The sequence below is a fragment of the Agromyces sp. Y575 genome (genome assembly GCF_059445445.1).
On record NZ_JCAIUI010000001.1, the window covers coordinates 677,645 to 691,175 of the forward strand.

General features: G+C 67.6%; 11 protein-coding genes. 3 read left to right on the forward strand and 8 right to left on the reverse strand.

Annotation, left to right across the window (positions count from 1 at the left end; all coding sequences use genetic code 11):
- Positions 1-31: 31 nt before the first annotated feature.
- The 7 genes from AC1C2U_RS03280 to AC1C2U_RS03310 all read right to left on the reverse strand — a co-directional run bounded on the left by AC1C2U_RS03280 (position 32) and on the right by AC1C2U_RS03310 (position 8,263).
- On the reverse strand, positions 32-862 hold the full coding sequence (locus AC1C2U_RS03280) for a shikimate dehydrogenase (protein WP_495360285.1): 831 nt from the start codon (positions 860-862) through the stop codon (positions 32-34).
- Positions 855-2,372: an endolytic transglycosylase MltG gene (mltG, locus tag AC1C2U_RS03285; RefSeq protein ID WP_495360286.1), complete on the reverse strand. Its 1,518-nt coding sequence runs from the start codon at positions 2,370-2,372 to the stop codon at positions 855-857. The genes AC1C2U_RS03280 and mltG overlap by 8 nt, the downstream gene beginning before the upstream one ends.
- Complete coding sequence (ruvX, locus tag AC1C2U_RS03290) at positions 2,369-2,845, reverse strand: Holliday junction resolvase RuvX (RefSeq protein WP_495360287.1); 477 nt, start codon at positions 2,843-2,845, stop codon at positions 2,369-2,371. The genes mltG and ruvX overlap by 4 nt, the downstream gene beginning before the upstream one ends.
- A 5-nt stretch (positions 2,846-2,850) precedes the next feature.
- Positions 2,851-5,508, reverse strand: coding sequence for an alanine--tRNA ligase (gene alaS, locus AC1C2U_RS03295; RefSeq protein WP_495360288.1), 2,658 nt, complete (start codon positions 5,506-5,508; stop codon positions 2,851-2,853).
- A gap of 122 nt (positions 5,509-5,630) precedes the next feature.
- A complete protein-coding gene (locus tag AC1C2U_RS03300; protein WP_495360289.1) occupies positions 5,631-5,834 on the reverse strand; it encodes a hypothetical protein in 204 nt (67 codons plus the stop codon).
- A 147-nt stretch (positions 5,835-5,981) separates the two neighbouring features.
- On the reverse strand, positions 5,982-6,605 hold the full coding sequence (gene rpsD, locus AC1C2U_RS03305; protein ID WP_495360290.1) for a 30S ribosomal protein S4: 624 nt from the start codon (positions 6,603-6,605) through the stop codon (positions 5,982-5,984).
- A 215-nt stretch (positions 6,606-6,820) separates the two neighbouring features.
- The gene (locus AC1C2U_RS03310) at positions 6,821-8,263 is read right to left on the reverse strand and encodes a replication-associated recombination protein A (protein WP_495360291.1); all 1,443 of its coding nucleotides are present in this window, start codon (positions 8,261-8,263) and stop codon (positions 6,821-6,823) included.
- Positions 8,264-8,438: 175 nt separating this feature from the next.
- Here AC1C2U_RS03310 and AC1C2U_RS03315 point away from each other — a divergent pair, with 175 nt between their 5' ends.
- From AC1C2U_RS03315 to AC1C2U_RS03325, 3 genes are all read left to right on the forward strand, one after another.
- Complete coding sequence (locus tag AC1C2U_RS03315; RefSeq protein WP_495360292.1) at positions 8,439-9,218, forward strand: peptidylprolyl isomerase; 780 nt, start codon at positions 8,439-8,441, stop codon at positions 9,216-9,218.
- An 88-nt stretch (positions 9,219-9,306) separates the two neighbouring features.
- On the forward strand, positions 9,307-10,539 hold the full coding sequence (locus AC1C2U_RS03320) for a DUF349 domain-containing protein (protein WP_495360293.1): 1,233 nt from the start codon (positions 9,307-9,309) through the stop codon (positions 10,537-10,539).
- A 125-nt stretch (positions 10,540-10,664) separates the two neighbouring features.
- Positions 10,665-11,267, forward strand: a complete 603-nt coding sequence (locus tag AC1C2U_RS03325) for a hypothetical protein (RefSeq protein ID WP_495360294.1) — start codon at positions 10,665-10,667, stop codon at positions 11,265-11,267.
- Here AC1C2U_RS03325 and AC1C2U_RS03330 read toward each other — a convergent pair.
- On the reverse strand, positions 11,254-13,506 hold the full coding sequence (locus AC1C2U_RS03330; RefSeq protein WP_495360296.1) for a RelA/SpoT family protein: 2,253 nt from the start codon (positions 13,504-13,506) through the stop codon (positions 11,254-11,256). The two genes, AC1C2U_RS03325 and AC1C2U_RS03330, sit on opposite strands and share 14 nt — an antisense overlap.
- Between the last annotated feature and the right edge of the window lie 25 nt (positions 13,507-13,531).

Below are 13,531 nucleotides of genomic sequence, written 5' to 3' on the forward strand. Positions count from 1 at the left end.
GCGCATGACGCACCCGCGCGAACGTACTCGATCAGCTGACGGCGTCGCGCATGACGGCGAGCACGCGCTCTTCACTGTCGAGGGCGACGCTCGGGTCGCCATGCACGAAGACGCGCACCTGGAGCAGCGCCTGCTGAAGGAGCATCCCCAGGCCGTGCACGACCGTGCCGCCGCCGGCGAGCCAGTTTGAAGCCAGCGGCGTCGGCCACGGATCGTATGCGACGTCGAGCAGTGCGGCGTTCGAGATGAGCGCCGCGGATGCCGCGACACCGATGTCGGAGCCGCCGGGAATCGTGCTCACCACCAGATCGACTGCCTCGACCGCCGCGAGATCGGAGATCGCGCCTTCGGTGACCTCGACGCCGAGCTGCGGCCCCAACGTAACGAGTGCCGCCGCCGCGCCGGGTCGTCGCACGAGCACCTGCACGCGGTGCGCGCCGATCTCCGCCATGGCGACGAGCGCCGATGCCGCGGTGGCGCCGCCGCCGAACAGCAGTCCGACGTTGATCTCGTTCACGCCCGCGTCACGCAGCGTGCGTACGATGCCGCCCACGTCGGTGTTGAACCCTCGCCGAACTCCATCGTCGAAGAGCACGGTATTCGCCGCCCCCGTGAGCGCCGCGATCCCGTCGACGGTGTCGAGGAACGGCAGCACCTCCTGCTTCAGCGGCATCGTCAGCGAGAGCCCGCGCCACTCATCCCCCCGGCTCTCGATGAACTCACGAAGTCCGGCCCCATGCATCTCGATCGCGGTGTACTGCCAGGGAAGACCAAGCAGTTCATAGGCGGCTCGGTGCAACGCCGGGCTCTTGGAATGCGAGATCGGTGAGCCGAGCACCGCAAGCCGGCGAGGTTCATTCACAGTACGAAGCGTTCTCGTCTTGCGCGCACCATTCCTGTAGCTGTGCCACGGCGGCCTCGTGCTCGTCAACCGTGGTTGAGAAGACCGTCTCACCAGATTCGAGGTTCACCGGCACGAAGAACAGCCAGCTGCCGTCAGCGGGGTGGATGGCAGCGTTGATGGCGACGTCGCCCGGGTTGCCGATCGGGCCGACCGGCAGACCGGGGTTCGCATAGGTGTTGTACAGGTTCGAGGCGTCGGCACGTTCCTCATCGGTGGTCCAGACCGTGTGCGTGTTGCCTGTGCCATATGCCACGGTCGCGTCGGATTCGAGATTGATCCCCTGGTCGAGTCGGTTCTGGAACACACGTGCGACCTTGGGGAAGTCAGCGACATTCGATCCCGCCTCGCGCTGCACGATCGAGGCGAGCACGATGGTCCGCCAGCGCTGATCGGTCGGCACGCCCGCGGCATCGAGCGCTTCGAACTGTCGGTCCACGAGGGTCTGTAGCACGGTGTGCGCGTCGAGCTCTGGCTCGAGAGTGTACGTCGCCGGGAAGAGGAAGCCCTCGAGCGTCGTCGCTTCGGCTGGCAGCCCGTAGCTCGCGGGCGGCTCGGCCGCTGCCGCCTGCAGCTCTTCGATGGGCACGCCGGAGCCCTCGGAGATCGCGACGAGCGCGTCGGGCAGAGCCGTGCCCTCGGGAATCACGAAGGTGTTCTCGAGCTTGTTCGCAGGATCGACCAGGGCGTCGAGTGCTGCCTGCGCACTCATCTGCTCAGCGAGCTGGTAGGCGCCGGGGTGGAAATCGGGCTCGGGGGTCTGCTCGAGCAGGAGGTCGTAGAACGCGTCGTACGACGCTGTGATCCCCTCATCGACGAGGTTCTCGGCGATGCTCGATCCGGTGTCGCCGTCGTGGATCATGAACACGACCTCGCCGGTTCCCGCGCCGGAGTAGTCGGCGGCCGGGGAGAACCGCTCGATGAGCGCGTTGATCGGCCCCTGCAGGAAGAAGAATGCACCGGCGCCGAGCGCGATGACGACGAGAAGCCCGACGAGGCATCCCCACGCACCGCGTTTCTTGGGCTTTTCGGGTTCGTAGGGATCGGATGTCACGGTGCGGCGCTCCGCCCGCGACGGTCGCGCCGGCTCGGGCTCGTCGGACGTCGGTCTCTCGGGCACCGGTGTCTCGGGCACCGCCGCAGCCCAGTCGTGCGTCGGGACCGGCCGTTCCGACGGCGCTGCAGCCCAGTCGGGCATCGGTACCGGGCGGTCCGTCGCCGCGGCTTCCGCTTCGGCCGCACGGCGTTGCTCCGCCTCGCGCGCCTCGCGCCGAGTCATCGGGCGGTCTTCTGCGCCGCCCTGGGTCGGCCCGACGGAAGCGGCGCCCGGTGCGGGCGCGGCGCCCGGTGCGGGCGCGGCATCCGTACGAACCGGTGGCGACGTCGGCGGCTTGCCGGCAAGCATGTCGTGCCAGTCGGTTGCCGCGCGGGCGGCGGCGTCGTCGTTGTGCTCTGGGGGGAGCTGGGTCACAGGGGGGATGGCCCTTCGTCAGTGTCGATCGTGCGGCCGGGCGGGCGGCCGGAGGTCCGTTCAGCGTCAATGGCGTGTTGCAAAATGATAACGGCTGCAACCTGGTCGACGATGGGACGTTGCTTGCGCGTCGACTTTCCCGCCGCACGAAGCGCCTGCTGGGCGCTCACGGTGGAAAGACGTTCGTCGACCAGCCGCACTGCGACTCCCCCCTCCGCAAGTCGCTCAGCGAAGTCCACCGCATCGTCCGTCGACGGGGTCGCAGCGCCCGAGAGCGAGAGGGGGTTGCCGACCACGACCTCGATCACGTCGAGTTCGCGTGCGATGTTGAGGATTCGAGTCACGTCGGCGTCACCGTCGGCTGCGCGGGGAACCGTCTCGATGGGGGTCGCGAGCAACGCTCCGGCGTCGCAGCGTGCCACGCCGATGCGCGCTCTGCCGACATCGACGCCGAGTCTCACCCCGAGTCGCACGAGCGCTACCCGCGGAGCGCCGAGCGCACCGCGTCGAGTGCAGCAGGGATCGCCGCAAGATCGCTGCCGCCACCCTGGGCGAGGTCGGGCTTGCCGCCGCCGCCGCCGCCGAGCACGCCGGCCATGGTCTTCGCGAGCGCACCGGCGTTCGCACCGGCATCGCGAGCGGCCGGCGAGGTCGCCACGATCGCCACGGGCTTGCCGCCGACCTCGGCGGTCAATGCAACGACGGATGCCGCGTCGCCGAGCTGCGCCCGCACAGCGAGCGCAAGCGCACGCAACTCGTCACCGGAGCCGAGCGCCCCGACCATCTCGGCGACGAGCAGCACTTCCCCGGTGCGCACGGCCTTGGCTGCCAGAGCCGGCACACGGTCGTTCAGTGCCCGAGCCTCGAACGTCTGGATGCGCTTCTCGGCTGCTTTGAGGCTCGACACGAGCTCGCCGACACGGTCGACGAGCTGCTCCGGCCGGGTCTTCAGCGTGGAGGTGAGTTCGGAGACGAGCGCGCGCTCCGATGCGAACCTCCTGAACGCATCGAGGCCGACGAGCGACTCCACACGGCGATTCGAGGCGCCGACGGATGATTCGCTGACGATGTTGATCATGCCGACTTCGGAGCTCGTCGCCACGTGCGTGCCGGCGCAGAGCTCACGCGACCACGGACCGCCGATGTCGACGACGCGCACGACATCGCCGTACTTCTCGCCGAACAACGCCATCGCGCCGAGGGACTTCGCCTCATCGAGTGGCATCTCACGGGTGACGACCTGGAGGTTGTCGCGGATCGCGGCATTCGAGATCTCCTCGATCTCGCTGCGGGTCTCTGGCGACAGGGCGGAGTTCCAGCCGTAGTCGAGCCGGAGGTAGCCGGCCTTGTTGAACGATCCCGACTGGTGCGCGTTGGGGCCGAGTACCTGCCGGAGTGCGGCGTGCACGAGGTGGGTGCCCGAGTGCGCTTGCGTGGCGCCGCGACGGTACTGTTCGTCGACGAGCGTGGTCGCAGGCACGCCGACGCCGACCTCGCCGGAGGTCACCTTCACGGTGTGGCTGATGAGGCCCTTGATGGGCCTCTGCACGTCGAGCACCTCGAGCTCGAATCCGTCGCCGACGATGCGTCCCTGATCGGGCGCTTGTCCGCCCGACTCTGCGTAGAGCGAGGTCTCGGCAAGGATGACTTCAGCGGTCTGCCCTACCGTCGCGAATGGCACCGGGCGGCCGTCGACGAGGAGGCCGAGCACCGTCGAGCCCGTGGCGAGCTCGGTGTAGCCCGTGAAGATGGTCTCGCCCTTTGCGCGGAATTCGGCGTACACCGAGAGGTCGGCGAGCACCTTCTTCTTCGACTTCGCGTCGGCCTTCGCGCGAGAGCGCTGCTCGGTCATGAGTGTGTCGAACGCGGCGCGATCGACGGCGAGACCGGCTTCGTCGGCCATCTCGAGGGTGAGCTCGATCGGGAAGCCGTAAGTGTCGTGCAGGAGGAACGCAGTGTCGCCCGCGAGCTCGGCGCGGCCCGACTGCTTGGTCTTGGAGACCGCCAGGTCGAGGATCGACGTGCCGGCGGTGAGCGTGCGGAGGAAGGTCTCCTCCTCACCGATCGCGAGCTGCTCGATGTGCGCGTAGTCGGTCGCGACCTCGGGGTAGGCGGACTTCATCGCATCGCGAGACGCTGCGAAGAGCTCGCGGAACGTCGGGCCCTCGACGCCGAGAAGCCTCATTGCACGGATGCTGCGGCGCAGGAGTCGACGCAGGATGTACCCGCGCCCCTCGTTCGACGGGCTCACGCCGTCGCTCATGAGCATGAGGGCCGAGCGAACGTGGTCGGCGATGACGCGCATACGCACGTCGTCGTCGTGGTTCGCACCGTAGCGACGGCCCGAGATCTCGGCAGCGCGATCGAGCACCGGGCGCACCTGGTCGATCTCGTACATGTTGTCGACGCCCTGCTTGATGAACGCGACACGCTCGAGACCCATGCCGGTGTCGATGTTCTTCTTCGGAAGCTCTTTCACGATGCGGAAGTCGGTCTTCGACGTCACGTCATCGATGAGGTACTGCATGAAGACGAGGTTCCAGATCTCGACGTACCGGTCGTCATCGGTCGCCGGGCCACCGTCGATGCCGTACTCGGGGCCGCGGTCGAAGAAGATCTCCGAGCACGGGCCCGCAGGGCCCGGCTGGCCGGTGTGCCAGTAGTTCGTGTCTTTGCCGAGGCGCTGAATGCGCTCTTCGGGAAGACCCGCGATCGACTTCCAGAGCTCGATCGCCTCATCGTCGTCTTCGTAGACGGTCACCCAGAGGTCGTTCGGCTCGAAACCGTAGCCGCCGTCGTTCTCAGAATTCGTGAGCAGCTCCCACGCCATGCGGATGGCGCCCTCTTTGAAGTAATCGCCGAATGAGAAGTTGCCGCTCATCTGGAAGAAGGTGCCGTGACGCGGCGTCTTGCCGACTTCTTCGATGTCGTTCGTGCGGATGCACTTCTGCACGCTCGTCGCGCGCGGGTACGGCGCGGGCACCAGACCGGTGAGGTACGGCACGAAGGGCACCATGCCGGCGACCGTGAAGAGCAACGTCGGGTCATCGGACACGAGCGAAGCCGAGGGTACGACGGCGTGGCCGCGCTCGGCGAAGAAGTCCAGCCAGCGCTGGCGGATGTCGGCAGTCTGCATGTTTCCGTTTCTCAGTCTTGCCCGGCGCAGCCGGGCCATCAGATTCGCGTGCGGCCCGTTCGCGTCGGCTTACTCGCGTCGGCTTCGTCAGCGTCGGCTTCGTCAGCGTCGGCTTCGTCAGCTCAGAGCGACGCGGGCGCTTCGCCCTGCTCGGCGCGGATCTCCGCGTCACGTGCGTGGTAGCCCTCTGCGATCGCGTGGCCGAAGGCGCGGGCCTTCGCGTCCACCGTGGAGAAGAAGTCCTGCCCCTGCTTGGTCTGGTTGACCTGGTGCGCGACGGCGAATCCGGCCGCGACGCCGACGGTGAACCACAGAATGCTCTTCACGAGGTGTTCCTGCTCCCTGATCGATATATCGCCGACGCGGTGGGCTCGGCACGCCTCGAACCAGTGTAGTGGCCGGGCACGAGCCCCCGCCGAGTACGCGACAGGGGCCGCGGGAAACCCCGCGACCCCTGTCGGAACTGCTCTGCGTCAGCGAGCGGCGTAGTACTCCACGACCAGCTGCACGTCACAGGTCACGGGGACCTCGACGCGCTTCGGACGACGGAGGAGCTTCACCTGGAGCTTGTCGAGCTCGACCTCGAGGTAGCCCGGAAGCTTGGGGAGCACGTCGACGTGACCGCCGGCGGCCGCCACCTGGAAGGGCTCGGTGCCTTCGCTGCGCACCTTGACGTGCACGAGCTGGCCCGGCTTCACGCGGAACGAGGGACGGTCGACGAGCTGGCCGTCGACGAGGATGTGACGGTGCACGACGAATTGGCGGGCCTGCGAGATGGTGCGGGCGAAACCGGCGCGCAGCACGATGGCGTCGAGACGCATCTCGAGCAGCTCGACCAGGTTCTCACCGGTCAGGCCGTCGGTGCGACGGGCCTCGTTGAACGCGATGCGCAGCTGCTTCTCGCGGATGCCGTACTGGGCGCGCAGGCGCTGCTTCTCGCGCAGACGCACGGCGTAGTCGCTGTCCTGCTTGCGCTTGGTGCGGCCGTGCTCGCCGGGAGCGTACGGACGCTTCTCCATGTAGCGGGCGGCCTTCGGGGTGAGGGCGACGCCGAGCGCACGGGAGAGGCGGGTCTTGCTACGTGACTGGTTCGACACGAATGTCCTTTCGGAAGAATCTCAAGTGAATTTCACGGCGCGATCATGCGCCGAAAATCTGTGTCAGAGGGATTCGCCAAGGGTGCATCGGCTACAGATCGCACCCATTCGCCGGTGATCCTCTCGCAGCCGCGCTCGAGAATCAGGCTTCAGGCCAAGGGAGATAATACCACGGAGCCAGGCACGGCCCAACACGCCGTGAGGCGCGATCGGCGTCAGCCCTCGCCCCGCACGATGCGACGCAGCTTCGCGAGTCGCGCCGATACCTCGCGCTCGTTGCCGTGCTCGGTCGGCTCGTAGTAGACGGCGCCGCGCAGCGAGTCGGGTAGGTACTGCTGCTCGACAACGCCGATCTCGTCGTTGTGCGGGTAGCGGTAGCCCTTGCCATGCCCGAGCCGTTTGGCACCCGGGTAGTGCGCATCGCGCAGGTGCTTCGGCACACGGCCCGCCTTGCCCTCGCGCACGTCGGCGATCGCCTGGTTGATACCGAGGTAAGCGGCATTCGACTTCGGGGCGGTCGCGAGATGCACCACGGCCTGTGCGAGGGGGATGCGGCCCTCGGGCATGCCGATGAGCTGCACGGCGTCTGCCGCAGCCACCGCGACGCCGAGCGCGCTCGGGTCGGCGAGCCCGATGTCTTCGGAGGCGAGCACGATGATGCGTCTGGCGATGAACCGTGGATCTTCGCCGGCCTCGATCATGCGCGCGAGATAGTGCAGCGAGGCGTCGACGTCGCTGCCTCGCACCGACTTGATGAACGCGCTGATGACGTCGTAGTGCTCGTCGCCGTTGCGGTCGTACCGCAGCAGTGCGCGATCGACGGCGCGGGCCACGATCTCGGTGGTGATCACGGGCGTGGCGGATGCCGCGGCATCCGCTTCACCGTCGCTCTCGTCTGCGTCGGCGCCCGCGGCTTCGCCATCGCCATCGCCTTCACCATCGGCGAGTTCGGCGGTCGCGGTCTCTGCAGCCGGAACCGACTGGGTCGCGGCGACCGCTGCCGCTTCGAGCGCGGTGAGGGCGCGCCGCGCGTCGCCCGAGGCGAGCCGGATGATGGCGGCCCGCGCCTCGGCGTCGAGCACCACCCGGCCGCCGAGCCCGCGTGGATCGGAGACCGCGCGGTCGACGAGCACGCCGAGGTCGTCGTCGGTGAGGAGTTCGAGGGTCAGTAGGAGCGACCGCGACAAGAGCGGGGAGATCACCGAGAACGACGGGTTCTCGGTCGTCGCGGCGACGAGGATGACCCAGCCGTTCTCGACACCCGGTAACAGGGCGTCTTGCTGCGCCTTCGTGAAGCGGTGGATCTCATCGAGGAAGAGCACCGTCGACAGGCCGTAGAGGTCGCGGCTGGCATGTGCCTCTTCCATCACCTGGCGTACGTCGCGCACGCCGGCACTGACCGCGGAGAGTTCGATGAACTTGCGGCCGGAAGACCGGGCGATCGCCTGCGCGAGCGTCGTCTTGCCCGTGCCGGGCGGCCCCCAGAGGATTACGGAGACCGAACCCGACTCCCCCGTGCGGTCGCCCGCGAGCGCCACGAGCGGAGAGCCTGGGGTCAGCAGATGCTTCTGCCCCGCGACCTCGTCGAGACTCGTGGGGCGCATCCGCACCGCGAGAGGGGTCGCGCCGGAGCGCAACCCCGGGCCGGAATCCACCATGGGATCCAGCGTAGTCGCGGCATCCGACACCGGATCCCGGCCCGAGGCCACGCCACGGGCGCCGCGCACCGACCCCGCCAGCGCCGGGGATCACGACCTCGAACGGAGCGGCGATTGGTATGCGCACCGGCGCTTGCGTAGAGTCGGCACGCAGGAGTCCCGAGAAGGAGCATGCGTGGCATCGAACGATCGGCTGGCGCGCGAAGAGCGAGCGCGCCTTCGCACCTATCAGGCACGCCAGGAAGTCCACACGCGAAAGCAGCGCCGCCGCACGCGCGACAACGTCATCGCGGTGCTCGCGCTCGTGGTCGTGCTGGCTCTCGCCATCGGGGCTCAGCTCTTCTACTTCAGTGGCGGGCCGGGTACTCCCGAGCCTGTCGCGTCCGAGACGCCGACCCCGAGCGCCACGCCCGCGGCCGGTGAGAATCAGGGCGACGTGCCCTCCGCCGATATCGCCGAAGGCCGCACGTGGGCCGGCACGTTGACCCTCAACGAGATCCCCCTCGGCATCGAGCTCGGCGGTGCAGCCGCGCCGCAGGCCGTGTCGAGCGAGATCAGTCTCATCCAGGCGGGGTTCTACACCGGCACGAGCTGCCATCGACTCACGACCGCCGGCATCTGGGTGCTGCAATGCGGCGACCCGGCCGGCGACGGTACCGGCGGCCCTGGCTACAGCTACGGCCCCGTCGAGAACGCGCCTGCCGACGCGCTCTACCCGGCCGGCACGATCGCGATGGCGCGTAGCGCCGACCAGTACAGCCACGGCAGCCAGTTCTTCATCGTGTACGAAGACACGACGCTACCCGGCGACACCGGCGGCTATACGGTCGTCGGCCACGTCACGAGCGGTCTCGAAGAACTCCGGGCCGGCATCATCGATGCCGGCACCGCCGACGGTGCAGAGGACGGTGCCCCAGCGGTGCCGACCACGATCACCTCGTTCACCATCCAGTGACGGCCGGCCCCGCCATTCGGCGGTGCAATAGGCTTGATGCCGTCATCGCCGCCTCCGGGCGGCATCCGACCTACGACAGGGTGAGCCCGTGACCGATTCAGAGCAGCAACCGTGGGGCCGCGTCGACGCGACGGGCACCGTCTTCGTGCGCACGATCGACGGCGAACGCGCCGTCGGGCAGTATCCCGACGGCTCGGCTGAAGAGGCACTGGCCTACTTCGAGCGCAAGTACGCCGATCTCGCCGGTCAAGTGGGTCTGCTCGAGCAGCGTGTTCGGGGCGGTGCACCGGCAGCCGACGTCGCGAAAGCCGTCGCCACTCTCCGGTCCTCGGTGTCCAGCGCCAACGCGGTCGGCGACCTCGAGTCGCTCGCCCGTCGACTCGAAGCACTGTCGGGCACGACGAAGGAGCTGACCGAGCAGCAGCAGGCCGAGACGAAGGCCGCGGTCGCCGAGGCCATCACCGAGCGCACCGCGATCGTCGAAGCCGCCGAGGTGCTCGCCGCCGGCGACCCGGCGAAGACGCAGTGGAAGCAGGCGACCGCAGAACTCGAAGAGCTGTTCTCCCGCTGGCAGCGTCACCAGCAAGACGGCCCTCGGCTGCCCAAGACCGAGGCCAACGAGCTCTGGAAGCGGTTCCGCGCCGCACGTTCCACGATCGAGACGCACCGCAAGGCGTTCTTCGCAGAACTCGACGCCGCGCACCGCGACGTGCGCACCCGCAAGCAGGCGCTGATCGAACGTGCCGAGGCGCTCGCGCCCCGCGGCGCCGACGCCGTGGGCGACTACCGCAACCTGCTCGATGAGTGGAAGCTGGCCGGCCGCGCCGGAAAGAAGCTCGATGACGCGCTCTGGGCGAAGTTCAAGGCCGCAGGCGACGTGCTCTTCCATGCCAAGGCCGAGATCGACGCACAGGAGGACGAAAGCTACCGCGCCAACCTCGACGAGAAGCTCGTGCTTCTCACCGAGGCCGAGCCCCTGCTCGCCGAGAAGGACCCGAAGCAGGCTCGCGCCGGCCTCAACAAGATCCAGCGCAAGTGGGACGAGATCGGCAAGGTTCCGCGCGATCAGGTGCGGGTCGTCGAAGACCGACTGCGCAAGGTCGAGAACCACGTGAAGTCGCTCGAGGAGGAGCGCTGGCAGCGCGAAGACCCCGAGAAGAAGGCCCGCTCCGAGGGCATGCTCGGGCAGCTGAACGACGCCATCGAGAAGCTCGAGGCCGAGCTCGCCGCAGCAGAGGCTTCGGGCGACGCGCAGGCTGCGGCATCCGCTCGCGAGGCGCTCGAGGCGCGTCGAGCCTGGCTGAAGGCCGTCGGCGGCTGAGATTCGTCGGCGGCTGTCGCTGACCCCACCCGCTGACTCGTCCTCGACCGTCAGCCGTCGTTGCCATTGTCCACAGATGACGCGCAGCCATGCGATTTCGGGCACGGATGCTGCAGCATGAGGTCATGGCCAAGCTTCCGACGGTGCTCAGCACCGACGATCTCCCGCTCGCCGAACTCTACGCTGCACGCATCGACGGCGAGCTGATCGCGATCGACGAGGTCTGGGCACCCATCGACGAGCCCGATCTGCCGTCGCTTCGCGCTTCGGCCGTGGCGTTGCGTGCGCCGCGCGCCCTCGTGATCGAGCGCTACTCAGCGGCCTGGGTGCACGGTGCGTTGCCCGCTCCCCCGGCGCTCGCCCAGTTCTGCGTTCCGCGCACCTCGCGCATCGCGGTGATCTCGGCTCAACGCCTCGTCGTGCGAGAGGTGGTGCTCGCCGAGGCCGACATCGTGGAATTCCCGCGTGCGCGATGTACCTCCGTCGTTCGCACGGCGTTCGACCTGTTGCGGGAGCCTGGCCGCGACGACCTCAGACCCGAGCAGGTCGTCGCGGAGCTCTGTGCCACCCGCGCCTGGCTCGTCGGCGAGCTCCGTGGCAGGTTCGCCGCGGCGAACCGACTGCCCCATCGCGCGCTCGCGCTCGAACGGCTCGATCGCATCGGCATGAGGCTTCGCGCCATGGGCGACGCCGGTGGCACCGCCGCTTCGCCCGTCAGCCGTCGCTGACGCGATAGACGTCGTACACCGCGTCGATGCGACGTACCGCGTTCAGTACGCGGTCGAGGTGGGTCGTGTCGCCCATCTCGAAGACGAACCGGCTGAGCGCGAGCCGATTGGTGGAGGTCGACACGTTCGCCGAGAGAATATTGACGTGATGCTCCGAGAGCACTCTCGTCACGTCGGAGAGCAGTCCTGCTCGATCGAGAGCCTCGATCTGAATCTGCACGAGGAAGACGCTCTTCGAGCTCGGCGCCCACTCGACCTCGATCATGCGCTCGGGCTCTTGCATGAGCGATTGCACATTGTGGCAACTCGCCTGGTGCACCGAGACACCCGCGCCTCGGGTGACGAACCCGACGATCTCGTCGCCTGGCACGGGCGTGCAGCATCGCGCGAGCTTGACGAGGATGTCAGGCGCTCCTCGCACGAGCACCCCTGAATCCGATTGCCGAGGCAACGGCCTCGACCGCACGGGCATCGGCAGATCGGGCTCGTCGCCTCCGTCGACGTCGCGTACGAGCGCGACGACCTTCTCCAGCACCGACTGGGTCGAGACGTGGCCCTCGCCGACCGCTGCGTACAGCGATGACACGTCGTCATAGCGCAGTTGGGCTGCGACTTCGGCGAAGGACTCCTGGCTCATGAGCTTCTGCAGCGGCAGGTTCTGCTTGCGCATGGCACGTGCGATCGAATCGCGGCCCTGCTCGATCGCCTCGTCGCGGCGCTCCTTGGTGAACCACTGCCGGATCTTGTTGCGTGCGCGGGGGCTCTTCACAAAGCCGAGCCAGTCTTTGCTGGGGCCCGAATCGGGGTTCTTCGAGGTGAACACCTCGACCACGTCGCCGCTCGACAACTCGCTCTCGAGCGGCACGAGCCGCCCGTTGACCTTGGCGCCCATCGTGCGGTGGCCGACCTCGGTGTGCACCGCGTACGCGAAGTCGACCGGGGTCGCTCCGGCGGGCAAGCCGATCACCCGCCCCTTGGGGGTGAAGACGTAGACCTCTTTGGCCCCGATCTCGAATCGGAGGGAGTCGAGGAATTCGCCAGGATCGGCGGTCTCCGCCTGCCAATCGGAGATATGCGCGAGCCAGGCCATATCGGTGTCGTTCTGGCCGGACTTCTCTGCTGTACGGCTCCCCGCCATGCGCTCCTTGTACTTCCAGTGCGCGGCGACACCGTACTCGGCGCGCTGGTGCATGTCGTGGGTGCGGATCTGGATCTCGACCGCGCGGCCATTCGGGCCGATGACGGTCGTGTGCAGCGACTGGTACAGGTTGAACTTGGGGGTGGCGATGTAGTCCTTGAACCGGCCGGGCAGTGGCGTCCACCGGGCATGAATGGCACCCAGCACTGCATAGCAGTCACGCACTGAGTTCACGAGCACTCGAATGCCGACGAGGTCGTAGATCTCGTCGAAGTCACGACCGTGCACGATCATCTTCTGATAGATCGAGTAGTACTGCTTCGGTCGGCCGACGACCTTGCCCCGGATCTTCCCGGTCTTCAGGTCTTCGGTGACGAGATCGATGACGTTCTGCACGAACTCTTCACGCTGCGGCGTGCGCTGCTTGACGAGACTCTCGATCTCGGCATAGAGCTTCGGATAGAGCACGGCGAAGGAGAGGTCTTCGAGCTCCCACTTGATCGCCTGGATACCGAGTCGGTGCGCGAGCGGTGCGTAGATCTCGAGCGTCTCAGTCGCCTTGCGCGCAGCTGACGCGGCCGGGACGAAGCCCCACGTGCGCGCGTTGTGAAGCCGATCGGCGAGTTTGATGATGAGTACCCGGATGTCTTTCGACATCGCGACGATCATCTTGCGAACGGTCTCAGCCTGCGTCGAGTCGCCGTACTTGACCTTGTCGAGCTTCGTGACGCCGTCGACGAGCATCGCGATCTCGTCGCCGAAGTCGGCCCGCACCTGGTCGAGGGTGTACGCGGTGTCTTCGACGGTGTCGTGCAGCAGTGCTGCGGCGACGGTCTTCGAACCGATGCCGAGGTCGGCGAGGATCTGCGCCACCGCGATCGGGTGCGTGATGTACGGCTCACCGCTTTTGCGCTTCTGACCTTCGTGTGCGCGTTCAGCGACCGTGTACGCGCGCTCGATGAGCGACAGATCGGCCTTCGGGTGGTGCATGCGCACCGTGCGCATGAGCGTGTCGACGGCACCCGAAGGTTGTGCCTTCGAGAAGATGCGGGGTACCAGACGGCGCAGCGATGCCGTCGAGTTGACACCCGTCTCCGTCATCGATCACCTCCGGAACTCAATTATC